The sequence below is a fragment of the Kurthia sp. 11kri321 genome (genome assembly GCF_001534765.1).
In the GTDB taxonomy this organism is placed as follows: Bacteria; Bacillota; Bacilli; order Bacillales_A; family Planococcaceae; genus Kurthia; species Kurthia gibsonii.
In genome coordinates this window covers 1,044,182-1,069,198 of sequence record NZ_CP013217.1, presented here as the reverse complement: position 1 = coordinate 1,069,198, position 25,017 = coordinate 1,044,182, and the positions used below count along the sequence as shown (strand labels likewise).

Genomic DNA, 25,017 nt, shown 5'->3' with positions numbered 1-25,017 from the left:
ATTTACACAAAAACATACAGTAAACACCTGCTTTTATATGAAGAACAAACAAAAAAAGAGAGATCATGTACTGACACGACCTCTCCTCTGTTTACAGGTAGTTCTTTATTTGAATTTTTCTACTTATCACCTGTAGCTCATTGACGAATCTGTTTAAAATGGAGCTAAACCGCTTGGTGATATCTTTCATATACCATTCCAGTTAAATCCTCTTGCATTTCACTTAATTCGGCAAGTTTACTTTTCATATGCGATACATTGGTTTCTAATGCAGACAGACGCTTTTCTACACGTGCAACTAACAATTCCAATTGATCTTCATGTGTTTTCATTGTAAACCACCTCTCTTTAATTACCTTTACATTATGTATATAGTGTAAATATATTTTAACAGATTTTATCTTATCTGTATATATGCCGAAGAATAATTCGACATTTTTTGTCGAATTTCGCGTATTTTTGTCGACATTTCGTTAAGAATATGCAAATTTTATATCATTAGTGTAAAGTACTTTAAATAAATAATAACATTTTATGTCTTAATTTGTAAAATTATTTTTACTATAAGCGTCGTCTTTTACCGCATAAAATATTTACCCTAGCTACATTTTTTCAAACCATTTTCTTCAAAAAAATGATTTTGTTTTTTTAGTTCTAGTACTATCTTATTTTCATACTATTTTTTATGCAACATCCAACTTTTTTTATTAAGATAATTGGTAAAAAAGATATTGCTTTATTTTTCCATCTAAAGACATCTTAACTAGCTCTATTTTCACTTTCTGTAAAAATACATTTTCATCTATATCTATAGTCTGATTTCCAATTCGACAATAATAGATGAATTCAATTATTATTTATTTGGAAATTCACCTGCTTACTAGACGAAATAGACAGTGAAAAAGTTTAAAAAAATCAAAAAATACATCTAACAATTAGTAGCTCTCTCTAATTATTAGATGCACATTCAATCTTTTAATGTATGATATGGTTTTTTAAAAACGGTATGCGCCTCTTTTTCATCATCTAAGCGTTCATAGAACTCTGAACTATAAGGTAATTCCAAATCATTCATTTCCGCGTCTTCCACACAAGCAATTAATACGTCATATCCTTCTAAATCTTTCGGCCAAAAATTATTTTTAGTATTTCCCTTCTCTAATGTTAGCGTAAGTGCATCTCTCAACTTTTCTAATCCTTGTCGGTTCCCTATAATATACGCTTCATCATGCCAACTATTTTGGGCATAAATATGGCATTTCGGATACTTATTTTTATTCATTAGCTCCTCACCTTTCTTCTTTTTTAAAAAAACAGCGAACACCATTTTATATGAAATGGTGTTCGCTGTTTTAGTTTATTTCTTCGGTTGGTCGTCGTCCATTTTCAATACAGCCATGAATGCTTCTTGTGGAACTTCTACCGATCCAACTTGTTTCATACGTTTTTTACCTTCTTTTTGTTTTTCAAGAAGTTTACGTTTACGTGAGATATCTCCACCGTAACATTTTGCTAATACGTTTTTACGCATTGCTTTGATTGTTGAACGTGCCACAATTTTTTGTCCTACTGCCGCTTGAACAGGTACTTCAAATTGTTGACGTGGAATTAATTCTTTTAATTTTTCTACGATGACTTTACCACGATCGTAAGCAAAGTCTTTATGCACGATGAAACTTAGTGCATCGACTTGTTCTGAATTTAGTAAGATATCCATCTTCACTAGTTTTGATGGGTTGTAACCAATCAATTCATAGTCGAATGACGCATAACCTTTTGTTGATGACTTCAATTGATCGAAGAAGTCATAAACAATTTCAGATAATGGTAGTTCATACAGAATATTTACACGCGTTGTATCAATATAATCCATTGTTAAGAAGTTACCACGTTTACGTTGGCAAATCTCCATTACTGCACCTACATAGTCATTCGGAACCATAATACTTGCTTTTACATACGGCTCTTCAATTGACATGATTTTTTGCGGATCTGGCATTTCAGATGGATTCGCTACTTGTACTTCTGTACCGTCTGTCATCTTTACATGATAAATTACAGATGGTGCTGTTGTAATTAAGTCGATATTGAATTCACGTTCAATACGTTCTTGGATAATCTCCATGTGTAGTAATCCTAAGAAACCACAACGGAAACCGAAACCAAGTGCTTGCGATGTTTCAGGCTCGTATTGTAGTGCTGAGTCATTTAGCTCTAATTTTTCAAGTGCTTCACGTAAATCAACATATTTCGCTGTATCAATTGGGTACAGACCACAATATACCATCGGGTTCAATTTACGATAACCTTCTAATGGTGCTGACGCAGGGTTTTTAACTGATGTAACCGTATCACCGACACGTGTATCTCCTACATTTTTAATAGAAGCTGTTAAATAGCCTACATCACCAACTGTTAAGAAATCACGCGGCGTCATATGTGGTGTATGAACACCTACTTCGATTACTTCGAATTCAGCATTTGTTGCCATCATACGAATTTTATCACCAGGTTTTACAGTACCTTCTGAAATACGAATCGAGATAATAACACCACGATACGAATCATATACAGAGTCAAAAATTAGCGCTTGTAGCGGTGCTTCTGGATCACCTTGTGGCGCTGGTACTTTCTCAACGATTTGTTCTAAAATTTCTTCAATTCCAATACCTGCTTTTGCAGAAGCTAAAACAGCCTCTGAAGCATCTAAGCCGATTACATCTTCAATCTCACCACGTACACGTTCTGGATCGGCAGAAGGTAAATCAATCTTATTAATAACAGGTAAAATTTCTAAATCATTATCTAGCGCTAAATAAACATTAGCTAATGTTTGCGCTTCGATTCCCTGTGCTGCGTCCACGACTAAGATGGCGCCTTCACAAGCTGCTAGACTACGTGATACTTCATATGTGAAGTCGACGTGTCCAGGTGTATCAATTAGATGGAATGTGTACTGTTCGCCATCTTTTGCTACATAATTTAATTGTACTGCATTCAATTTAATCGTAATACCGCGCTCACGTTCTAAATCCATTGAGTCCAATAACTGATTTTTCATTTCACGCGCAGTTAATGCTTGCGTCTGTTCTAAAATTCGGTCAGCTAATGTAGATTTACCGTGGTCAATATGCGCAATAATAGAGAAATTTCGAATATGTTCTTGTCTTTTTAATAATTCTTCTCGATTCATGCATTCCACTCCTATTTAAACTATTTGAATTATATCAGTCAAAAGGCTATATTGGCAATGAAAGTTCGTGAACTACTGTGAAAATAAAGTTTTTTATTTATAAGTTATTTCAAAATAATAGTTAGTTCGGGTTCTTTTTCTAAATTTATGTAGAAAATTTGTAAAAAAAAGCTTGTCAAGTAAATATTCTTTCCATTTCTCTCTTGATTTCAGGAGTATTTGTTTGCTATAATGATGCTTGTTGTATTAGATACAGACACAGTTGAGAATTTACTCATCTCGAATCTTTATAGGAGGTGAATTTCATGCCAAATATTAAATCTGCAATCAAACGTGTTAAAACGACTGAAAAAGCTAAAGCTCGTAACATCGCAATCAAATCTGCAATGCGTACAGCTGTGAGAAAAGCTGATGCTGCTTTAATCGCTAAAGAAGAAAACGCTGCTGAATTATTATCAGCTGCAGTTAAATCTCTAGACAAAGCTGCTTCTAAAGGCTTAATCCACAAAAACGCTGCTTCTCGTACGAAAGCTCGTTTAATGAAAAAAGCTTAATTCTACCTTGTGTAGAATTTAAAGGGCTGATGCTTATCGCATCAGCCCTTTTTTAATTTAGATTGTGTGTGTGATTCCTTCTTTCACAGGTGGTTGATTTTCCATAAATTGAATTTTATAGATATAATGCCATTTCTTTTGATTTACTTCACCTTTCAATTCATATCCTGCTATGGTTACTTTTTCATAATGAACTTGCTCACGTGCCAGTTCTTCATATACTTCCCGCGCAATTTGATATAAATCTTCCCGCGACATGCCCGTCATATCGATATCAATCGCAATAACAGCTGGTTCTTCTAACTGTTCCTCTTTCGAACTTAATTGAATGGTCTCCTTTTTAGTACGAATAGTAGCTGAAACATGCTTAACATTTGGAACCTTCGTTGCAAGCGTTTGTTGCAACTCATTACTCATTTGAACAGATACTTCTTTACTTTGTTGTGGATCATAGCTCTGTTCTTTTAATGTATCACTCAATACTTCATACCCACGTCCATTTTGAATTTGAAACGTATATTTTTGTTTCGCATCATCACGATTTTTCACAGTAAACTCATACATATCACGTTTCCGCTCATATTTTCCATCCTGTACCTCTAAAGCTTCTTTTGGGTAATTTTTATTTAAGTATGTCTCTAATTCAATTGCTGCACGATGTTTTGCAAGTGGATTACTTGTATAGTAGTTTACAATCCATAAACCGACGACAACTACTGCTAGTACAATCCATGTTACACGCCATCCTTTACTCATCTTTTTTTACCCCCTTCTATACCTTTTAACTTATACCCTCTTTCAATAAAAAAATTCCATTTAATACAAAAAAAGAGAAATCACTATGAATAGTAATTTCCCTTTTAATTAATTGGATAATGGTCTCATTAAAAACAGTTCTAAATAGCGTTCGCGTCTACCGCTCATTGATTTTAATTGAAGATCTACTTCACTTAAACCGTATAATGCTTTTAAAAGATGCGTGTCCTTTACACCACGACGGTCTTCTACAATACGTTTTACGCGGTATGGATTCACCTTTAAGGTTTTTGCAATTTGCTGTGCATGATAACCTTTAGAAAGTAAATAATACACATTCGACATGAGGCGGACTTGTGAAGCAAGCAACGCAACGAGTGCAATCGGCTCTTGTTTTTGGCGAATTAAATCATGATAAATAGAGATTGCAGTAGAAACATCACCTGCAATATAAGCATTTAACAATTTAAAAGCATCTTGTTCTAATGTTTTCGCAACGAGTTCCTCTACATCCTCTAATTGAATTGTTCCTTCTTCGCCAATATAGTGACATAACTTATCTACTTCCATTTGCAAATGCAGCATGTCTAGCCCTACAAGTTCAATTAGCTTCTGTATCGCTTGTTCGTCGATTTGTTTTTGACGTGAGGATACTTCATTTTGAATCCAAACTGCTAAATCGCGTTCTTTTGGTGCTTCCGCATGCACAACATGTGCTAATTCCTTCATCTGCTTTGTCACTTTTTTACGCTCATCTAATTTTTCATAGGGCGCAATAAAGAGTGTAATGGAGAAATCAGATGGGTGACGTAGCCATAACTCTAATGCTTTTAAATCATGTGCAATTTTCTCTTTTGAATTGTCTGTTGCTTTTAAAAAGGATGCATTTTTTGCGATAATTAACTTCTTTTCTGAGAAAAAAGGAATTGTATCGGCTTCCTCCATAACATGTTGGACAGGTACTTCTTCTAAATCAAAAATCGTCGTTTCGATTTCACCTGCTTGTTCAAGTGCCTGCTTCATACGACGAATCGTTTCATCAATAAAATATGTTTCGGTTCCTGAAAGTACATAAACAGGATCGATTTTCCCTTGATTCATTTCTTTCCATAGTTGTTGGAACATATATCCCGCCTACCTTTCACATCTTTTTCAGTATAGCATTTTTTCGTGAAAGGTTGTATGACGTTTTCATGGTTGTAAATCAATTGTTGTTTTTGTCATGCGCACTTCTATCGTTCCTACCTCCGCTGTATTAAGTGCTTCAATATGTGCTTGTTGTACACGCTCCACTACTTCTTTTGCAGGATGATTATAACGATTATTCCGTCCACTTGAATAGATGACGAGCTGCGGCTTTACAGCTTGTAAAAATAAATCTGATGTGGATGTTTTTGAGCCATGATGACCTGCTTTTAAAATCGTCGTACCTTTCAAAGCATCTGGATTCTTCTCAACTAACTCTGCTTCTCCTGCTGCCTCTAAATCACCTGGAATAATAATCTTTTTGCCTTCATACGTAAGCACGATGACAATCGAGTCATTATTTCCTTCATAAACTGTATCGTAGGGCATAACATATTCCATGCGAAAAGCACCTTGTTGCCAGGCTGCTCCTGCCATTTGTTCCTGAATGGGAATATGTTGTTTTTCTGCTTCATGTAGGACATCTTGCATGACCGCTTTTTGAGCTGAACTTGGTGTAATATGAATTTCTTTCACCTTTACTTCTTGCATAACTTCCTCTGCGCCTTCTACATGATCCGCATCTGCATGTGTCAAAATAAGGCGGTCAATCTTCTGAATCCCCCGTCCTTTTAAATAAGGAACGATAATTTGCCTGCCAATTTCATATACTTTATTGGACTGTTTCCATGTTGTACCGCCAAATCGCAGCAACCCACCGCTATCAATCATATAAACACCCCGCCGATTTGGTAACTCAATAATGGTACAATCACCCTGATCTACACTTAAAAATGTGACACGTACGTCTTCATGATGTTTTGGTTGTTCTGTTATATAAAAAGTAAATGAAAAAAAGATACCTATACTCACAAGACGATAACGCTTTTGTTCCATCGTGTAAAAAAAGAAGAGAATGGCTAAAAATAAAAAGCAAAGCATCCAAATAGCAGGTTTTCCGGGATTCCACATTTGATATGGAATCTTCTGACAGAGATAAATAAAATCTTGAACAAATACGCGAAATGGTTCATAGAGACTAAATAAAAGTTGTGAGACGAAAGGTGGTAAAAAACTACTACATAATAGCACCAAATTCGCTGGTAGAATAACAAACGAAAAAAGAGGTACGAAGATTAAATTCATAACAATACTAGCAGTCGATACTTCATAAAAGTGAGAGAGAAGTAATGGTAGAACGAGTAACTGACAACTAATCGTAATCCACAGTGACTGTGTCAGCCAATTTTTGCAACGGGCTAAATATTCGGAGGATAAGACAATGGCGCTCGTCGCTAAAAAGGAAAGTTGAAAGCCTACTTGATAGATGATATTTGGTTCAATTAGAACGAAAAGAAGGAAACAAAGTCCAAGCGCACTTTCTACTTTTAGACGATGATTAAAGAGAAGCGCGCCATATAAGATGAGTACCATGATGACTGAACGCCAAACAGAAGGTGCTCCGCCTGCTAAAATAGCGTAGGTTGGGAGCGCAATCCATAATGTATAAAAGACATGTTCTTTTCGCACACCCATTCTCAGTAGCACTTGTTGAAATAAAAGACTCATCAGTGCGACATGCAAACCGGATATAGCGAAAAGATGCGTAATGCCAAGCTTCTGATAAGCTCTTGTATCGACAGCTTCCACATCATCTTGTTGCCCAATTAATAAGGCTTTCGCTTCTGCTTGAAGTTCTTCTGGGAAAATTTTATCAATATGCTGTTCGAGTTTTACACGTTGTTGCCATAAAAAAGCAGTGAATGGTACATTTACTTTCAATGGTTGCCACTTCGTAACTTCATAAATACCGATAGCATGATGACTTTTTAAATAATCTTGAAAATCAAATGCATATGCGTGATGTGGCTTTGTTACAGGCTTTAATTCACCTTCTACATGAAACGTTTGTTTCGCCAATGTTTGCTGTTCGAGCATTTTCTTTTCTTCTTCATGTTGAATGGTATAAACAACATAAATTTTTTGTCCATTCACATCTTCCATTAACCCTCTCACACGACCACCATTCACTTTCACAGTTGATGTCCACTTCAAGATCATCTGTTGTGGTAATTCTTTCGGAACGTCTAGCTTCTCTGTTGTGTACACGAAAAAGAATAGACTCGCGATTACCGTAAACACAATCGTAGACCAAGCTGTTTTTCTAAAAATTAACCATATAAAAAACGGAATATATAAAAATAAAAGCCTTGTCGTCTCATTTGCAGAAAGAATGGCAAGGAGGACTGACAAGGCAATATAGATTACTTCATTGAGGCTACGCTTAATCCAAATAATTGTTCCACCCTTTGTTCAAATGGAGCCAATTGTTCTGGTTCAACGCCACGAGCACGAAGCTCTGCTAACATCTCTAAATTAAGTTTTAATTTTTCATCACGTAAAAAATCAATTTTTTGTTCTTCAAACGGTACGTGGACAATATTAACGTCCGCTTGTTCAAAAAGTTCAATCGCATATGGATTGTTTTTATAATCTGTTGCGTAGTATAAATTTTTAATGCCCGCTTGAATAATTGACTTTGTACATGGTAAACATGGGAAATGCGTTACATATAAATCCGCATCTTTTGTTGGTGTACCATATTTCGCACATTGTAATAATGCATTCGTTTCAGCGTGTACTGTACGGACACAATGATTGTCAATAACATAACAACCTTTATCAATACAATGATCATCTCCTGAGATTGAACCATTATAACCGCCAGCAATAATGCGTTTATCACGAACAATTGTCGCACCTACAGATAGACGGGTACATGTACTTCTTAATGCTAGTAAATGGCTTTGTGCCATGAAAAATTGATTCCAAGTTATTCGCTCCATGTGAAATCCCTCGATTCTTTACTTTTACGCACTGCGTGTTTACTTTTATTCTACATGATGTATGAGTTGTTGCCCATAGTAAATATTATTGTACAGTAATCGATGATTTTAACTTTTCGAATGTTTTTTCACCAAAACCCGTTACTTTTTTTAAGTCATCAATGGTTTGAAATAGACCGCTTTCTGTGCGGTATGCAATAATGGCTTTTGCTTTCGCTGGACCAATACCTGTTAAAGTTTGTAGTTGTGTTTCATCTGCTGTATTTAAATTTACAAGTACTGTTTGTTCTGTCGAGCTACTTGTATTTCCTTGTGCAGTTGATGCAGAGGACGGTGTGCTCACAGAATTATGGTCCGTCTTTTCACCTTTTTTCGGTACATAGACAACCATTTCGTCTTTCAACTTCTCTGCAAGATTAATTGCTTTCGGATTTGCAGACTGATTATAGCCTCCTGCTTCACGAATCGCGTCCATAACACGTGCTTCCGCATCTAACTGATAAATACCTGGTTTTTTAACAGCACCTTTTACATCGACAATAATCGCTGTTGACGTAAGTTGTGTACTATTCGTTTGCTTGTTGGGGGTTTCAGTAGAAGTTGGGGGTACTTCCACAGGTTGAATAAGTGAGGTTGGCTCTTGTGTCGCTTGTAGTGATGGTTCTTTTTTCGTCCAAAGATAAAGACTGATTGCACCAATCACCAGAAGGAGTATGCCAAGATGTTTTTTATATTGTATAAAAAAAGATGGCATTGCTTGACTTCCTTTCATTCGAGGAAGTTCACATGAGCTAATGCCATCTTATCTTATTTATCCAAAAATAGGAAGTCTTTATTTTACTGCATGGAAAAAAATACGTTCTGATTCTGCTGTTGGTGCTTGTTCACTAAAGTCAGCAGTTACATGAATGTTTGTAAAACCAATCTCTTGCAACAGTTGAACATAATCATCTACCGCAAACGAACGTTGAATATGTTGTTCATCAAAGCGCTCAAAAAGATCTTCTTCTACTTCAACAAAGAATGTCATATCATGTTCGACAGTGTGCGGTGTTTCAAGAGCTTCCGTATGCCAAATATATGTGACTTCTCCATCATCATATGTAAAAGGTCCATCCATAAAAATCGTATCCATTTTATAAAGTGAATGCACATCGAAAAAGAGTTGACCACCCTTACGAAGTGATTCGTAAATGCGTTTTAGCGTCTCTTTTACTTGCGACCATTCTTGTAAATAGTTGATGGAATCAATCGGAATACAGACAACATCTAGATCCACAAAGCCATCTAACTCGTCCATCGATTGGCAGACGAGCAATGCTTGTTGGCCTTGTGTTTGTAGACGTGTATTAGCCATCATTAACATCTCTTCTGATAAATCAAGACCAGCTGCTTCATAACCCGATTGTAAAAGCATGGATAACATGACACCCGTTCCACATCCTACATCTAATAATTTAGAATGCGTTGTTGCAGGTGCATGTTTTGTAATCCATTCAACATATTGATCGTATGGAATATCTTCCATTAATTGATCATAAACTTCTGCAAAACGTCCGTAACTATTCATGTGTGTCATCTTCTACATATAGCTCTGGTGCATCGCCCCATAGACGTTCTAAGTTATAATAACTACGCTCATCGCGGTGGAATACGTGTGCAACTACATCACCTAGGTCAATTAATACCCAACGTGCTGCGTCAAAGCCCTCTACACGTTTTACTGTGTAGTTTGCCTCATGTGCTTTCTCTTGAATTTCACGTGCAATTGCTTGTACTTGACGGTCTGAATTTGCATGGCAAATTACAAAATAATCTGCTAGTAATGAGATTCCTTGCATATTTAATACGACCAAATCTTCTGCTCGTTTATCATCTGCTGCTTTAAAAACAAGATTTAATAATTCATGTTCCATTAACTCGTAACCTCTTTCCTATAACAATAAGTCATTATAAAATTTAAAAGAATCTGGGAATACTGCTTGTTGTTGCTTCATTAAAAAGGCGATAGAGTGGCGAACAGAGCGCAGTGATAAATCATGTAGATTCTCTACTTCTGCTGCTTCACGCAGTTCATCAATTCCAGGAAATTTACGATTCGGCTCAATTAAATCCGCAATATAAATAATGCGCTCCAAGTTACTTGAACCTGCTCGTCCTGTCGTATGATAGCGAATCGCATGCAACACATCTTCATCTTCAATATGAAATTCTGTTTTTGCCACGTAAGCTCCAACAGGCCCATGCCATAATTCATGATGATACGCTAACAATGTAGGATCCATTTGCTGTTCTTCAATCACCTGTTTCATCCAATCGCGGTTGGCATACTTACATACATCATGTAGAATACCCGCAATCTCTGCCTTCTTTACATCTTCACCAAAACGTGCTGCGAGTTTCATCGCCGTATCAGCCACACCAATCGTATGAATATAACGTTTTTCAGGCATACGGTCTTTAATGGCTGCTAGTAGCTGTTGTCGTTCCATATAACCCTTCCTCTCGTATATAGTGTTCGACTTTCTGTGGTAACAGATAACGAACGGACTGATTATTTTTTAGACGTCTACGTAAAAGAGTAGATGATACATCGATAATTGGCGCTGCTACATGTATGACTGGTAATTCACTTTTACCCTCTGTTCCTGGGCGATCAACACCAACAAAATGAACGAGTTTAAGTAAATCCTCAATGCGATACCATGTATGAAGCGAATCGACCATATCGCCTCCGATGATAAAATAGAAATCACAATCTGGCTCGCGTTCTTTTAAAACTTGCAACGTCTCAAAGCTATACGACTTACCGCCTTTTTGAATTTCATACGGTTCAAGTTTAAACTTGGCATGATCTTCAATGGCAAGGGCTGTCATGTGTAAACGTTGTTCGCCTGTCGCACCATTCGGTTCTTCTTTATGCGGCGGAATCGCATTTGGCATAAAACGTACTTCGTCTAAGTCAAGTGCTTGTAATACTTCATTCGCCATCAATAAATGTCCAACATGTGGTGGATTAAACGTGCCTCCCATAATTCCTATTTTCTTCATCATCTTCACCCTACTTTGCTTTTGGTAATTCAATGCGACGGTTTTCGCGTTTTGGTGCTTCTTTATAAAGCACGACTGTTAAACCGATTAATTGAACTAATTCTGCATCTGTTCCTTCTGCTAATTCAGCTGCTACATCGCGCTTATCGAATTCACAGTTATCTAAAATACGCACTTTAATTAACTCACGTACGCGTAAAGCTTGTGTAATTTGCACGAGCATCGCTTCATTTACGCCGCCTTTACCTACTTGGAAAATCGGGTCTAAATGATGTGCCTCTGCACGTAAAAAACGTTTTTGTTTACCTGTTAACATAATAATTAATTTCCTCCTAAATGTGTCAACAACTGCTCTTTCACAGCTGTTGGGTCGGGACTTTGCTTCGTCCAATATTCAAAGGCAAGGGCACCTTGATGAATGAACATACCTAAACCCGATACAATCGTTGCACCCTTGTCTTGTGCTACCTGTAATAAAGGCGTCATTAATGGATTATACACAATATCTGCAACAATTGCTGATGATTTTAACTTTTCAAGTGAGAAAGGTATCGTCACCTGACTATTTTTCATACCAGCAGGTGTTGTTTGAATCAGAATCGCGTACTCATCCAATTGTTCACTTGCTGTATTTAACGAAATCGCTTGTGCTGGAATTGTTAATTCAGCGCAAATTTGCTGTGCTTTTTCAACTGTACGATTACAAATCGTTACATCTGTATAGCCTATTGACTCAAGTGCAAACGCAATTCCTCGCGCTGCACCACCAGCCCCAATCAACAATACCTTTTTATGTCTTTTCGCATCGCCAATGACTTCTTCTAACGAACGAACAAATCCTAAACCATCTGTATTGTAGCCCTTTAAACGTCCATCTTCTAAGCGAACAACCGTATTGACTGCGCCCATTTTTTCAGCTGTTTCATCTAAAGCATCTAAAAATGGTCGAATTTTTTCTTTATGTGGAATCGTCACATTAAAACCGCTAATTCCAAGTAATTTCATCGAAGCAACAGCCGCTTCTAAATCTTCTTCTTTCACATGAATCGGCAAATAAGTCGCGTCGATTCCGAGTTGTTGAAACCATTCATTATGCATCATTGGCGATAAAGAATGTCCAATTGGATCTCCAATGACTGCGTACCACTTTTTCATGTCAAAATACCCCCTAAATGAGTGACGGACGAACTTGTACTTCTACGCCTTCTGGTGCATAAGCTGCAATCACGACATTTGGATCTTGTACAGTAATCCAACCTAAACCTGAAAAGACGATATCTGTTTTACCTTCTTTAATCGAAAATTCATGACGTACTAAACGAGGAAGTTGGTCGATGAATTCAGCAGTTGGTGGTGCTAATAATTCACCTTTGTGATTCTCATACAATTCATCTGCCTTTTCTAATTTTGTACGGTGAATTGTTAAATCATTCGCTACATAAACTGTGAAGGCTGAACGCTCTCCTTTGATAAAGTCAAAACGTGCTAATGCACCTACAAACAATGTTTGCTCTGCATTCAACTGGAATGTTTTCGGCTTGATTTCTTTTTTTGGCATAATATATTTTAATTCAGATGAATCTAAATGATGTGCCATTTGATGATGATTAATAATTCCTGGTGTATCATAGATTCCTTTTTCGTCATCCAGTGGAATTTCAATCATATCAAGCGTCGTTCCCGGGAAGTGTGATGTTGTAATCACATCGCCATGCCCTGTAGCCGTCTTAATAATGCGATTAATGAATGTTGACTTCCCTACATTCGTACAACCTACCACATATACATCTTCTCCACGTCGGTATGTGTCGATTGCTTCCATCGCTTCATCCATACCAAGACCTTTATGTGCACTCACAAGTAATACATCAACTGGTTTTAAGCCTAACTTCTTCGCTTCTTGCTTAATCCAATGTACCACTTTTTTCTTATTCACAGACTTCGGCAATAAATCCACTTTATTCGCAATTAATAATACTGGATTCGAACCAACGAATCGGTGTAAACCTGGTAACCAACTACCATTAAAATCGAAAATATCAACGATTTTTACGATTAGACCATTCTGTGTACCTAAGCCATTTAAAATGCGTAAAAAATCATCATCTGTTAAAGAAACAGGTTGAATTTCGTTATAATTTTTCAAACGGAAACAGCGTTTACAAATTACGTCTTCCTTTTCTAATGAAGATGCAGGTGCATAGCCCGGTGCTTTTGGATCCTCTGTTTGTATTTCTGTTCCGCAACCAATGCAGTGTAACTTTTCTTCCATTATGATTGTTCCTCCCAAGTTGGTATTCCTTTTTTGTCTAAATACTTATAGACTCTTTTTTCAATCGCACGATTAAACTTCGTCACAAAACCATCTGAGTTCGCGACTGGTTTGACAAGCATCGTATAAATTTTCATACGATTTGCGCCCATCATATCCGTTAACATTTGATCTCCTAGCATTAATACTTGATTTACGGGTAAATGTAAAGTAGATAATGCTTCTTTAAAAGCGCCTGTCAATGGCTTACGCGCACGGTAAATATAAGGCAACTCAAGCGGTTCTGCAAATTTTTTCACGCGATCTTCCGCATTATTTGAAGCAATGATGACACGAATGCCTGCTTCTTTCATTGTTTTCAGCCACTGTTCGACTTCAGGCGTCGCTAAAGCACGATCCCATTCAATTAAGGTATTGTCCAAATCTGTAATGATTCCTTTAATACCTAAAGCTTGTAACTTTTCAGGTGTTAAATCTAAAACAGAACCGACAAATTCCTTTGGCATAATTAATTTATACAAATGATGTTCTCTCCATTTTCAATTGATTTTTCATTTTACCTCATAAGATTATAACATATTACAAAAGGCTTCTCCCACCTGTATATGTGCACCTTGTTGAACATTTGGTAAAAATTCAACGGATTTTTCTTCAAATAACATTACAACGGTTGAACCGAATGCAAAATAACCAATCTCTTCGCCTTTTGCCCATCTAGTAGATGTATTGGTTAATTGAATGGTATTAACGAACATCGCACCTACTTTAATGACTGCCACTGTATCATCATATTTTGTTTTTAGTTCTGTGACCATACGGTAGTTTCCTGAAATCGGCTTTCTACCATACTTTAAACCGGCTTGATTTACAGGATAGCTATTATTCCCTAAAATGTATTGGCGCTCAATTTGACCATCTACAGGGCTGTGTACGCGGTGATAATCTGCAGGACTTAAATAGAATACAATATATTGCCCATTTTTGTAGCGCTGTGCATTGTCATGTTTACCTAGAAGCTCATCTAATTGATAAACCTGCCCTTTTACAGTAATGGATGTATTTTGTGTAATAACACCGAATGATTCAATTTTAGAATCTGCTGGACTTGTCATCACATCTAAGCGACCATCAACCGGACGAGCACTCGATTTTAGCTCTCTCGTAAAAAATTGTTGTAAAGTTGGGAAAGAATCGACTTTTTTTGAAACTTCCTGGGTATTAATATCGTATATATGGATATATGACTGGATGAATCGTTTGCTAATTTTGGAGTTCATCATTGTTTTTAAAAGATGCGATGACCACTTCTTATTCGTGAGTTCAATCGCAGTTTGGTACAGTTTCTTTTTGAGCATAATTATGCCTCCGATTTTTTTAATGATTTACAGTTGATATCTTAAAGACTTATAATAGTCTAATATTGAATAAAATTAAAGGAGTGTTGTCCATTGAATATGGTGGATATCACAGTAAAGAAGATGAAAGCAAATCTAGCGAACCTCATCACCCTTGGAAACATCTCATTCGGTGGTGCAGCGCTAATGGCTACAATCAATGAATCATACGGTTACGCGGTCTTATTTATTCTTATTGCTGCTTTGCTGGATCGATACGATGGTAAAGTCGCACGAAAATATAATCTAGAATCAGAGCTTGGTAAACAACTCGATTCGATGAGCGACATTATTTCGTTTGGTGTAGCACCTGCAGTATTAATGTATGAAGTTGAATTGACCGCTTACGGTAACTTAGGCATGGTCATCGCGGTATTATATATCGCTTGTGGTGCATTCCGACTTGCTCGATTCAATGTTACTGAATCAAATGGTTATTTCACTGGACTACCGATTACGGCTGCCGGAGCAATCTTAACCATCTCGTTTTTCTTCTCGCCATGGTTATCAACGGCTTTCTATGTCGTATTGTTCCCATTACTTGCGATTTTAATGATTAGTAATTTCTCATTGAAGAAAGTGTAAATAAAGCGAAAGTTATGCCTCTTAGGTGTGACTTTCGTTTTTTTGTTATACTATTCTATTGTATCTTCTTTCCATTATTTATACGAAAGAAAATTGAATTTGTTTCATGAAAGTTCACAAAAAAATGAGCCACGTCTTTTCAGTACGTGACCCCATTATCTTATAAACTTTTAATTGTTTCTAATACAACTTGTGTCGAATGCTTTGCAGCTACTGGTAAAAATTCATCAAAGCTAATATTCGATTCTTTACCTGCGATATCCGATAACGCACGAATCACAACGAATGGTGTACCGAATTGATAACATACTTGTGCAACTGCTGCTGCTTCCATCTCAACAGCTTTCATTGTTGGGAACTGCTTACGAACGACTTCCACACGTACAGGATCATTCATGAATGCATCACCTGTTGTAATTAAGCCCGTCGCTGCTTGGTGTTCACCAATCTTTTGAACTGCTAATTCTGCTGCTTGCATTAAGTTTGCATCTGATTTGAATGCAGGTGGCATTTGAGGTACTTGACCAATCTCATAACCAAAGATTGTTGCATCAACGTCGTGATGGCGTACTTCATCTGAAATAACGATTGCACCTACTTCTAAATTCTCATCATATCCACCAGCTGAACCTGTGTTAATGACAACATCTGGTTTGAACTCATGTAAAAGAATTGTTGTAGACATGGCTGCATTCACTTTACCAATACCACTCTTTAAAAGGACTACATCTTTACCTTCGTATGTACCTTCTGTATATTCTGAGTTTGCAATGACTGTTGTTTTTGGATTTGAAATGGCTGCACGTAGTAACTCCACTTCTTCTTCCATTGCACCGATTACGGCAATTTTCATCGTTTGTTCCGCCTTCCATAGAAAAAATACGTTCTATCTTACATTACAGACTATTTGAAAATCCGTCAATGCCAATTAATAAGCACCTTGTAGTTGATTTAGCACTTCTACTTTTTCTGGTTTCCATCCTTTTTTTGCTACCCATTTTAAAGATACACGATATTTTTTCGTTTGATCTTTTGAAGATACTGTGATAATTGATGCATCTGCTGATCCATTACCTTTCGCATACCAAAGAATCCAGTCTTCTTCTTTAAGACCTGTAATATTTTGAACAGCTTGTAATTTTTCATTCCAGTCAACTGTACCCGCACTATAACTTGATACGTGCATTGTTGTACCATCATCTTGTTGCGCTGTTTTATATGGCTTCCATTCCTTATCTTCAATTACTTCATCAACAATTGCCTCATCTGATTTTGATACTTTAACCGTATCACTTTTTTTCAGTTCTTCCACATCTTTTACGACAGTTGGTTTAACTGTTTTTTTCTTTTTAACAGGTTCTTCCTCTTTAGGCGTCTCTTTTTGGGGTTGAGCTGTTACAGCTTCTTTTTCTGGCTCTTTCGCCTTTTGTTGTTCTTCACCGCCCGAAAAAATAATACCAGCTACTAAAATAATTAAACCGACAACAAGTGCGATTAAATAATTTAAAATACGGTCGCCTTTTTGTTTACTCGTCATATGTTTTTTTGAACGATATCTTCTTTGTTCTTCCATACTTTCACCTCTTAGTTACCGTCATAATAGCATATTTAATGAAAATATGCTTTCTGTTTGAATACGTTGTTAGCAAATTGAAATATTTTAAAGGTTGCATAACATATTTTACATTCATAAGACGTTTTTTTAGATAAAGAGTTCTTTATTAAAAAAGACTGAGACCTATGTGTTATAAAACACAATTTGTCCCAGTCTTTTTTCTATTACTTCTTATTTAATCGATACGATACGAACGTCCATATCGCCACCAGGTGTATTGATTTTTACTACATCATCAACCTTACGACCTAGTAAAGCTTTAGCGATTGGTGAATCGTTTGAAATACGTCCTTCGAATGGATCTGCTTCTGCTGAACCAACGATTGTGTATTCTTCTTCATCTTCGTCTGGAAGTTCTACGAATTTTACTGTGCAACCGATTGTTACTGTATCGCGTGCATCTGAACCTTCTTCGATAATCATCGCATTACGAATCATTGTTTGTAATAAAGAAATACGTCCTTCTACAAAACCTTGCTCATCTTTTGCTGCATCGTATTCCGAGTTCTCAGAAAGGTCACCGAAACCACGTGCGATTTTAATGCGTTCTACAACCTCTTTACGTTTTGTCGTAATTAGGTACTCTAATTCTTCTTCTAATTTTTGCTTACCCGCTGCTGTCATTGGGTATTGTTTTTCGTTAGACAATACAATCCACTCCTTAAGTACGATATAAAAATACTATGTCGCCATTCGTAACGAACGCGACATAGTGATTTCTCATTAACTTCTGTTAATCATTACCATGATATTACACAATGGTGTCAGATTCAACAATTGTTTTTATTTTTGTAACCATTAAATCGATTGCGACTTCATTTTGACCGCCTTCTGGGATAATAATATCCGCATAACGCTTCGTCGGTTCGATGAATTGATTATGCATTGGACGAACAACTGATAGGTATTGTTCAACAACTGAATCAATTGAACGACCACGCTCATTAATATCACGTAAAATACGACGAATGATGCGTAAATCTGAATCGGTATCAACGAATAATTTAATATCCATTAAGTCACGTAAACGTTCATCTGCTAATACAAGAATACCTTCTAAGATAATTACGTCTTGTGGTTCAATATGCTCTGTTTCTTTTGAGCGTGTATGCAAAGCATAATCATAGATTGGCTTTTCAATTGGCTCACGATTCAATAACTTTTCAATATCTGCAATTAATAAATCGGTATCGAATGCATTTGGATGGTCATAGTTTGTTTCAAGACGTTGTTCAAACTCCAAATGACTTTGATCTTTATAATAATAATCTTGTTCAATCACGACAAGGTTATGGTTTTTAAATACTTCATGAATTGCGTGTGTCACACTCGTTTTACCAGAGCCTGAACCTCCTGCAATTCCAATGACAACCGGTCTCTTTTTTGTCATCTTAGCGCATCTCCTTACGAATCATATCATGTGCATTCACTTTATGCTCACATTTGAAACGAACAATTTGTAGTGGATGTCTTGCTGCATCCAATGATTCGCCTTGTTCATCAAAGATTTCTTCTACAACGATTGTAAAGTTCTCAATCGCTGGACCGAAGAATTCGATTTCGTCGCCTGGTTTGAAGTAATTACGTTGTTGCAATGTAACCATTTGTGTTTCTTCATCGTAATCAAGTACCATACCACAGAAGTCGTAGTTTGTTTGTTTACCATGAACGCCAAACATTTGTTGTTCATAACTTGGTTCGCCTTCGAAGAATGAAGAAGCTGTTTCACGATTTGCACATTTATCTAATTCTTCTAACCATTCACGTTTGATGACAAAGTTTTCTGGGTCTGCACAATAAGCATCAATTACTTTACGATACACCGTTACAACTGTTGCGATATAGTGAATTGACTTCATACGACCTTCTACTTTTAATGAGTCGATGCCTAGTTCGATAATTTTTGGAATCGATTCAATTAATTTTAAGTCTTTTGGACTCATCGCAAATGCTTCTTTTCCTTCTTCGAATAACGGCTTTTCTTCGCCATCTTCTACTGCATATAAATCATAATCCCAACGACATGATTGGCAGCAACCGCCGCGGTTTGAGTCACGCGCTGTCATATGGTTTGATAATACACAACGTCCTGAATAAGCGATACACATCGCACCATGTACGAATGATTCGATTTCGATATCTACTTTTTCTTTCATTAATTGAATTTCTTCAGCACCTGTTTCACGTGCTAATACAACACGTTCTAAGCCCTGTTCTTTCCAATATTGAACTGCTTTCCAGTTCGATAGAGATTGTTGTGTACTTAAATGGATTTCAAGCTTTGGTGCGACTTCTTTACATGTTTCGATAATTAATGGGTCAGCTACGATAATTCCTGTAATGCCAACGCCTTCTAATGCTTGTAAATAATCTTCTAAACCGTCCATATTTTCATTATGCGCAAAAATATTTGTTGTTACATAGATTTTCGCACCATAACGGTTAGCAAATTCAACACCTTCTGCCATCTCTTCGATTGAGAAGTTCCCTGCATTTGAACGTAGTCCAAACTCTTGTCCACCGATAAATACCGCATCTGCTCCATAATGTACGGCAATTTTTAATTTTTCCAGATTCCCAGCAGGTGCTAACAGTTCTGGTTTCTTCGTAATGACACGCTTGCCATCAATGATTTCTGAAATACGATCATTTATAATAGTCGTCATGTTACGTCTCCTCCTAATAAACTGTTTCTTTGAAGTAGAATCCAGTATCTAACGGACGTAATTCTGGTTGAATCTCTTCAATTTTTTCAAGTAAGTCTTGCTTCATATCTTCGTATGCATCTTCTGACTCCATGTACGCATCAATCGCTTGACGGTAGCAAGCTGTTACTTCAACTGCATAGTCATCTGAGCATAGAACCGAATCAAATTTAAATGAATCAACGCCTGCTTCAAATAATTCATTCAGTTCATCAATAATACATACATCATTCGGACTGTAAATGTGTGTACCATTTAAATCTTCATAGATTGGGTATTTATTTTCACGTTCTTTATCATGTAAAAACATATTTTTCGCTTCTTTACGATTTTCAACTTCCATCGCTTTATCTTGGAATAAGAAGTAGTTGCCTAAAAGCGGACGTTTTGATTGGAACATACATGTCATACCATGCACAAGTACTTCAATCTCAACTTCTGCGTTTTCTTTAATCTCTACAACTTCTTCCATGCTTAATTCACGAGCTAAATACGCGCGTGTTGCACCGCGTTTACCCCAGTAATTCGCTTGGAACCAGTTTGTAGAAATTGTTTCTGCATCCCAGTGAAGTGGAATTTCACAATTTGCTTCTCGGCGTGCAATAATAACAGCTGGATCGCCGAATACGATACCGTCTACATGTAATTCCGTTAGTTTTTCCATATAAGGAGCTAAATCATCGACACGATCATTATGATAAATCGCGTTCATTGCAACATAGACTTTTTTGCCTGCTGCATGAATCATTTTTGTTGCTTCTGCTACTTCTTCAATTGAAAATTCGCCTGCTAAACGCAAACCAAATTTTTGTTCACCAATTAAAAAAGCATCTGCACCAGCTTCAATCAAACGTGCTACGTGTTCAACTGAATGGGGTGTTACAAGTAATTCTGGTTTTTTCATGTTGGTCACCTCTTAATACAAATCAATAAACCATCGCCTACTGGGAAGAAAGTTGATTGATATTGCTCATTTTGAATAATCCATTCCGCAAATTGATGAAGGTTTCGAATCATCGTTCTTTTACGTTTTGGTACATCTTTCATGTCTAAATCTGATAGACCGTGCATATACATATTATCAATGTATAAAATGCCCCCTTGTTTGACAAGTGGACTATATTGATCAAAGAATTTTTGATATTGGCCTTTTGCCGCATCAATAAAAACAGCATCAAAAGATGGATATTTGCTTGCAATGTCCACTTCTAACGCGTCACCCTCGATTAATGTGATATTTTCTTTTACATCGGAACGTCCGATAAATGCTTTTGCATATTCAATGCGTGCTTCATCTCTTTCAATCGTTACAATATCAACATTTGGTACAGCTTGTGCCATACGAATTGCTGAGTAACCAATCGCGCTACCTACTTCTAAAATTGATTTCGGTTGTTGAATTCTTAGTAACTGTAATAAGTTTTCAATCGCTGAAAGCTGCATAATCGGTATGTAATTTTCAGCCGCAAACTGTTCCATTTCAATTAAAAGTTCATCTCGTTTAGGTATGAAGGATTGAATATAGGCATCTGAAATTTCCATCTGCTATTCCTCCTTAATTATATACAAAACACACTTTATCCTAACATAAAAGTATTTTAAAATCTAGATTTCAACCTTGCAAATCCATAATTTCATGCTTTTTCGACAAAGTTTTGAAAAGAAAACAACATTAAAAAAATCTAGACGATGTTCATTCATCATCTAGATTTTTATATTAACGCTATCTATGAGGCTAAAATAGCATCATTATTTTTGCGATTTGATGTACTTGGCTACATTATTTTGATGCTCTGAATACGTTTCAGCAAAGTGATTATTACCATCTTTATCTGCAACAAAGTATAGATATTTTGTTTTCGCAGGGTCAACCGTTGCATCAAGTGATGCACGTCCTGCATTCGCAATTGGGCCTGGTGGTAGACCTTTATTCAAGTACGTATTATACGGGTTTTTCACTTCTAGATCTTTATACAGCACGCGGTCTTTATGCTCACCAAGCGCATATAAAACGGTTGGGTCTGTTTGAAGTGGCATACCTTGCTCAATACGGTTATTGAATACACTTGCAATCGTTTCACGGTCTGTTTGTGCTGTCGCTTCACGTTCAAGAAGTGAAGCAAATGTTAAGAACTCGTGCGGTGTCATGCCTAATTCTTTTAATTGCGGTTCATATGAACGAACAATCGCATCTGTTTGTGCAATCATCTTTTCAACAATTTCTTCTAAAGTTGGTTTCTTCGTGAAGAAATCATACGTAGATGGATATAAGTAACCTTCTAACTTGTAGCGAATATCTTTTCCATTGATATCTTTCGTTACTGTTTCTGGATACTTCGCTTTCATCTCTTTAATGAATTTTTCATTCGTTACGAGTTTCATAAACTCTTTTGATGTATAGTCTGTATTTTTCGCGATAATATTACCAATTTGATCGAGCGTTAATCCTTCTGGTATCGTAATTTGTAAATCTGCTTTACGATATACTTTACCCGTTTTTAACGATTTGATAATATCATCAATCGACATAGATGGTGGAATTTGATACGTTCCAGCTTGGAAACCAGAAGCATTTTTAAACTTTGTATAATATTTGAAGATTTTCGCATTACGAATAACGCCTTTATCTTCTAAAGTTTGTGATATCGTATCAATATTCGAACCGATTGGCAATTCGATTTTTACTGCTTTTTTATTATCTGGATCTACTGGTTTTAAAGCATTTGAAATATAAAAATAACTACTAATACTCCCAATTAATGCAATAGCAATAATAGCGATTCCCACGTACATCACAATTTTTCGGACTATTCTTTTTTCATGGCGTTGCTCTTGTAATCTCTTTAATTGATCATCGGGCAATTTTGGATCCACACATAATCCTCCTTCATATCACTCTCATCCTGACTCTTATGTAAAGTCACAACATGTTCATATTACTTGATTCTCTCTTTTTTTTCAAAAATATTTTATACGATTCAAAAAATCCGCCCCTATTATCTGCACTTTTCATAAGCACAAAACAATATTGGACGGACTTTCTTTTACAGACTCATAATTGTATTGACTACTTCTTCAATCATTGCCCATTCTTCTTCAGTTTCGATTTCGTATAATTGCTCGCCGCTACCATCTTCATTTTCGATGACTTCTGCTGCTTCAATTTGAATATCGTCTTCTTCTGTATCTTCATAAAACACGATATACGTTGAATCTGAATCGTCTGGTTCAATGCGCGTTAGAATCGTATAGACAACCTCATTGCCATCTTCATCTAATTCCGTAAAGAATTGACCACTATAATCTTGAGACATGAACATTCACCTCGTTTTGTAAGGACTATTCTTCTTCGTCAGCTAGCTCAGATAAGACGCTCTCGATGAATTCCCATTCTGCATCTGAATCGCTCTCGATTCCAACTAAACGGTCGCCTTCTTCGTCTTCTACAACGATTGCTGCTTGTACTTCTACAGGCTCGTCTGAATCGCTATGTTCTGCAAAAAGAACGTATTCTTTTTCGAATTCTTCTGAGTATACGCGTGTGATGACAGCATATACGATTTCGTTTCCGTTTTCATCAATTGCTACAATATGTTCATGGTTGTGTTCTTCTGACATATTAAAAGCCTCCCTTATGGTTGTTGAAATAGTGAATTATTCTTCGTCGTCTAATTGCTCAAGAATGTCTTCTAAGTAAGCCCATTCTTCTTCTGATTCGATTGGTTGTAATTCGCCATCTTCACCATTTTCTGCTGGTGTGAATGATGAAGCCATGATTTGTACATAACCTTCTTCATCCTCTGAACCGATTTCGCTGTATAATACGAAGTTTTTACCAAATTCTTCTGATTCTACGATTGTAAGAATCTCACAAAGAATTTCGTTCCCTTCCTCGTCTACTACTGTAATTGTGTTTTGTTTTTCATTTGTCATACTCTCATTCTCCTCTAAAAAGATTTGCGGTCTAAATATCCTTGTAAAATCATACTTGCAGCCATCTTATCAATGACCTTTTTACGATCTTTACGACGAACATCCGCTTCAATTAGCACGCGTTCTGCGGCCATCGTTGTCAGTCTTTCATCCCATAGTGTAACGGGAAATCCAAACTCCTGCTCTAACAGTGTAGCATAACGCTGTGATGCTTCTCCACGCGGACCCACTGTATTGTTCATGTTTTTTGGAAAACCAACGACAAATTCCTTCACATCGTATTGTTTTACGAGTTCACGAATTCGTTCCATACCAAACTTTTCATTCTCTTCGTCGATTTTAATCGTTTCAATCCCTTGAGCAGTCCAGCCAAGTGCATCGCTTACAGCTACTCCGATTGTTTTAGAACCGACATCTAAACCCATTACTCTCATTATTTTGCCTCGTTATTCTTTTTAATATAAAATTTCACAAGCTCTTCTAAAATTTCATCTCGTTCAAGCTTGCGAATCTTTGTACGAGCATCTTGATGACGTGGAATATATGCCGGATCGCCCGAAAGCAAATAACCCACCATTTGATTGATTGAGTTATACCCTTTTTCTTCTAGTGCTGCATGAACATGAAGCATCGTTTCGCGAACTTCTTGTTCCATAGGTTCTTCGGGAAAATTAAATTTCATCGTTTGATCAAACTTACTCATGCTAAGCACCTCACAGTAAAGTTAAGTAGTGTACTACTCTTTCAACTAGTATAACTTATTCCCTGTTCGTTTGAAACTCATTTTGCCCATTCGCTATGAAATAATTACTAGTGGCAAGAAAATAAGGTTTAAAAAGCATTGTTTTCCTGTTTGTTCCACCGTTTTTGGCTACTTATTTTTATAACGTCATCTGTTTTTACTACATCATAGAAAAAAGCCAGTTCT

General features: G+C 36.6%; 32 protein-coding genes. 2 read left to right on the top strand and 30 right to left on the bottom strand.

Annotation, left to right across the window (positions count from 1 at the left end; translation table 11 throughout):
* Positions 1-164: 164 nt before the first annotated feature.
* From ASO14_RS14965 to lepA, 3 genes are all read right to left on the bottom strand, one after another.
* Positions 165-332: a hypothetical protein gene (locus tag ASO14_RS14965; RefSeq protein WP_156422335.1), complete on the bottom strand. Its 168-nt coding sequence runs from the start codon at positions 330-332 to the stop codon at positions 165-167.
* A 635-nt stretch (positions 333-967) separates the two neighbouring features.
* Positions 968-1,282, bottom strand: coding sequence for a hypothetical protein (locus tag ASO14_RS05455; protein ID WP_068452553.1), 315 nt, complete (start codon positions 1,280-1,282; stop codon positions 968-970).
* Between the two features lie 75 nt (positions 1,283-1,357).
* Entirely contained in the window at positions 1,358-3,193 is a 1,836-nt protein-coding gene (gene lepA, locus ASO14_RS05450) for a translation elongation factor 4 (RefSeq protein ID WP_068452550.1), read from the bottom strand.
* 305 nt (positions 3,194-3,498) lie between these two features.
* Here lepA and rpsT point away from each other — a divergent pair, with 305 nt between their 5' ends.
* Positions 3,499-3,747: a 30S ribosomal protein S20 gene (gene rpsT, locus ASO14_RS05445; RefSeq protein WP_068452547.1), complete on the top strand. Its 249-nt coding sequence runs from the start codon at positions 3,499-3,501 to the stop codon at positions 3,745-3,747.
* A 57-nt stretch (positions 3,748-3,804) separates the two neighbouring features.
* On the opposite strand, the gene ASO14_RS05440 is transcribed toward rpsT, so the two are convergent.
* From ASO14_RS05440 to ASO14_RS05375, 14 genes are all read right to left on the bottom strand, one after another.
* Positions 3,805-4,503 (bottom strand): YfjL-like protein, encoded by a 699-nt coding sequence (locus ASO14_RS05440; protein WP_068452545.1) that lies wholly within the window; start codon positions 4,501-4,503, stop codon positions 3,805-3,807.
* A 108-nt stretch (positions 4,504-4,611) separates the two neighbouring features.
* Positions 4,612-5,628 (bottom strand): DNA polymerase III subunit delta, encoded by a 1,017-nt coding sequence (holA, locus tag ASO14_RS05435; protein WP_068452543.1) that lies wholly within the window; start codon positions 5,626-5,628, stop codon positions 4,612-4,614.
* A 66-nt stretch (positions 5,629-5,694) separates the two neighbouring features.
* The gene (locus tag ASO14_RS05430) at positions 5,695-7,830 is read right to left on the bottom strand and encodes a DNA internalization-related competence protein ComEC/Rec2 (RefSeq protein WP_156422334.1); all 2,136 of its coding nucleotides are present in this window, start codon (positions 7,828-7,830) and stop codon (positions 5,695-5,697) included.
* A gap of 122 nt (positions 7,831-7,952) precedes the next feature.
* Positions 7,953-8,534: a ComE operon protein 2 gene (locus tag ASO14_RS05425; protein WP_068452541.1), complete on the bottom strand. Its 582-nt coding sequence runs from the start codon at positions 8,532-8,534 to the stop codon at positions 7,953-7,955.
* Positions 8,535-8,619: 85 nt separating this feature from the next.
* The gene (locus tag ASO14_RS05420) at positions 8,620-9,288 is read right to left on the bottom strand and encodes a helix-hairpin-helix domain-containing protein (protein WP_068452538.1); all 669 of its coding nucleotides are present in this window, start codon (positions 9,286-9,288) and stop codon (positions 8,620-8,622) included.
* 78 nt (positions 9,289-9,366) lie between these two features.
* Positions 9,367-10,104, bottom strand: coding sequence for a class I SAM-dependent DNA methyltransferase (locus tag ASO14_RS05415; protein ID WP_068452535.1), 738 nt, complete (start codon positions 10,102-10,104; stop codon positions 9,367-9,369).
* Positions 10,097-10,450 carry a ribosome silencing factor gene (gene rsfS, locus ASO14_RS05410; protein WP_068452532.1) on the bottom strand — a complete coding sequence of 118 codons (354 nt, stop codon included), beginning with the start codon at positions 10,448-10,450 and terminating at the stop codon, positions 10,097-10,099. The genes ASO14_RS05415 and rsfS overlap by 8 nt, the downstream gene beginning before the upstream one ends.
* 18 nt (positions 10,451-10,468) lie before the next feature.
* A complete protein-coding gene (gene yqeK, locus ASO14_RS05405) occupies positions 10,469-11,026 on the bottom strand; it encodes a bis(5'-nucleosyl)-tetraphosphatase (symmetrical) YqeK (protein WP_068452529.1) in 558 nt (185 codons plus the stop codon).
* Entirely contained in the window at positions 10,995-11,585 is a 591-nt protein-coding gene (locus ASO14_RS05400) for a nicotinate-nucleotide adenylyltransferase (protein ID WP_068452527.1), read from the bottom strand. Before ASO14_RS05400 ends, yqeK begins: the two co-directional genes overlap by 32 nt.
* Before the next feature lie 10 nt (positions 11,586-11,595).
* Complete coding sequence (gene yhbY, locus ASO14_RS05395; RefSeq protein WP_068452524.1) at positions 11,596-11,901, bottom strand: ribosome assembly RNA-binding protein YhbY; 306 nt, start codon at positions 11,899-11,901, stop codon at positions 11,596-11,598.
* A gap of 5 nt (positions 11,902-11,906) precedes the next feature.
* Positions 11,907-12,740: a shikimate dehydrogenase gene (gene aroE, locus ASO14_RS05390; RefSeq protein ID WP_068452521.1), complete on the bottom strand. Its 834-nt coding sequence runs from the start codon at positions 12,738-12,740 to the stop codon at positions 11,907-11,909.
* 13 nt (positions 12,741-12,753) lie between these two features.
* Entirely contained in the window at positions 12,754-13,857 is a 1,104-nt protein-coding gene (gene yqeH / locus ASO14_RS05385) for a ribosome biogenesis GTPase YqeH (RefSeq protein ID WP_068452519.1), read from the bottom strand.
* Positions 13,857-14,378, bottom strand: coding sequence for a YqeG family HAD IIIA-type phosphatase (locus ASO14_RS05380; RefSeq protein ID WP_068452516.1), 522 nt, complete (start codon positions 14,376-14,378; stop codon positions 13,857-13,859). Before ASO14_RS05380 ends, yqeH begins: the two co-directional genes overlap by 1 nt.
* A gap of 48 nt (positions 14,379-14,426) precedes the next feature.
* Positions 14,427-15,212: a phosphatidylserine decarboxylase gene (locus ASO14_RS05375; RefSeq protein WP_068452514.1), complete on the bottom strand. Its 786-nt coding sequence runs from the start codon at positions 15,210-15,212 to the stop codon at positions 14,427-14,429.
* A gap of 99 nt (positions 15,213-15,311) precedes the next feature.
* Between ASO14_RS05375 and pssA the strand changes: the two genes are divergently transcribed.
* Positions 15,312-15,836, top strand: coding sequence for a CDP-diacylglycerol--serine O-phosphatidyltransferase (gene pssA, locus ASO14_RS05370; protein ID WP_068457299.1), 525 nt, complete (start codon positions 15,312-15,314; stop codon positions 15,834-15,836).
* A 160-nt stretch (positions 15,837-15,996) separates the two neighbouring features.
* Here the strand turns inward: pssA and mtnN are convergent, their stop codons facing one another.
* The 13 genes from mtnN to ASO14_RS05305 all read right to left on the bottom strand — a co-directional run bounded on the left by mtnN (position 15,997) and on the right by ASO14_RS05305 (position 24,792).
* The gene (gene mtnN, locus ASO14_RS05365) at positions 15,997-16,689 is read right to left on the bottom strand and encodes a 5'-methylthioadenosine/S-adenosylhomocysteine nucleosidase (RefSeq protein WP_068452512.1); all 693 of its coding nucleotides are present in this window, start codon (positions 16,687-16,689) and stop codon (positions 15,997-15,999) included.
* A gap of 75 nt (positions 16,690-16,764) precedes the next feature.
* Entirely contained in the window at positions 16,765-17,409 is a 645-nt protein-coding gene (locus ASO14_RS05360) for a DUF1510 family protein (protein ID WP_068452510.1), read from the bottom strand.
* 213 nt (positions 17,410-17,622) lie between these two features.
* Positions 17,623-18,099, bottom strand: a complete 477-nt coding sequence (greA, locus tag ASO14_RS05355) for a transcription elongation factor GreA (protein ID WP_068452507.1) — start codon at positions 18,097-18,099, stop codon at positions 17,623-17,625.
* 103 nt (positions 18,100-18,202) lie between these two features.
* The gene (gene udk, locus ASO14_RS05350) at positions 18,203-18,841 is read right to left on the bottom strand and encodes a uridine kinase (RefSeq protein ID WP_068452504.1); all 639 of its coding nucleotides are present in this window, start codon (positions 18,839-18,841) and stop codon (positions 18,203-18,205) included.
* A 1-nt stretch (position 18,842) separates the two neighbouring features.
* Positions 18,843-20,117, bottom strand: coding sequence for a peptidase U32 family protein (locus ASO14_RS05345; protein WP_068452498.1), 1,275 nt, complete (start codon positions 20,115-20,117; stop codon positions 18,843-18,845).
* A 13-nt stretch (positions 20,118-20,130) separates the two neighbouring features.
* The gene (locus ASO14_RS05340; protein WP_068452496.1) at positions 20,131-21,060 is read right to left on the bottom strand and encodes a peptidase U32 family protein; all 930 of its coding nucleotides are present in this window, start codon (positions 21,058-21,060) and stop codon (positions 20,131-20,133) included.
* Positions 21,061-21,065: 5 nt separating this feature from the next.
* On the bottom strand, positions 21,066-21,698 hold the full coding sequence (locus ASO14_RS05335; RefSeq protein ID WP_068452494.1) for an O-methyltransferase: 633 nt from the start codon (positions 21,696-21,698) through the stop codon (positions 21,066-21,068).
* A 207-nt stretch (positions 21,699-21,905) separates the two neighbouring features.
* The gene (gene mltG, locus ASO14_RS05330; RefSeq protein ID WP_068452489.1) at positions 21,906-23,030 is read right to left on the bottom strand and encodes an endolytic transglycosylase MltG; all 1,125 of its coding nucleotides are present in this window, start codon (positions 23,028-23,030) and stop codon (positions 21,906-21,908) included.
* A 170-nt stretch (positions 23,031-23,200) separates the two neighbouring features.
* Positions 23,201-23,470 (bottom strand): DUF1292 domain-containing protein, encoded by a 270-nt coding sequence (locus ASO14_RS05325; RefSeq protein WP_068452485.1) that lies wholly within the window; start codon positions 23,468-23,470, stop codon positions 23,201-23,203.
* 25 nt (positions 23,471-23,495) lie between these two features.
* Positions 23,496-23,774 carry a DUF1292 domain-containing protein gene (locus ASO14_RS05320; protein WP_068452481.1) on the bottom strand — a complete coding sequence of 93 codons (279 nt, stop codon included), beginning with the start codon at positions 23,772-23,774 and terminating at the stop codon, positions 23,496-23,498.
* 36 nt (positions 23,775-23,810) lie between these two features.
* Positions 23,811-24,089, bottom strand: a complete 279-nt coding sequence (locus tag ASO14_RS05315; protein ID WP_068452478.1) for a DUF1292 domain-containing protein — start codon at positions 24,087-24,089, stop codon at positions 23,811-23,813.
* Positions 24,090-24,103: 14 nt separating this feature from the next.
* Positions 24,104-24,523, bottom strand: coding sequence for a Holliday junction resolvase RuvX (gene ruvX / locus ASO14_RS05310; RefSeq protein ID WP_068452475.1), 420 nt, complete (start codon positions 24,521-24,523; stop codon positions 24,104-24,106).
* On the bottom strand, positions 24,523-24,792 hold the full coding sequence (locus ASO14_RS05305) for an IreB family regulatory phosphoprotein (protein ID WP_068452472.1): 270 nt from the start codon (positions 24,790-24,792) through the stop codon (positions 24,523-24,525). The genes ruvX and ASO14_RS05305 overlap by 1 nt, the downstream gene beginning before the upstream one ends.
* Positions 24,793-25,017: the final 225 nt, after the last annotated feature.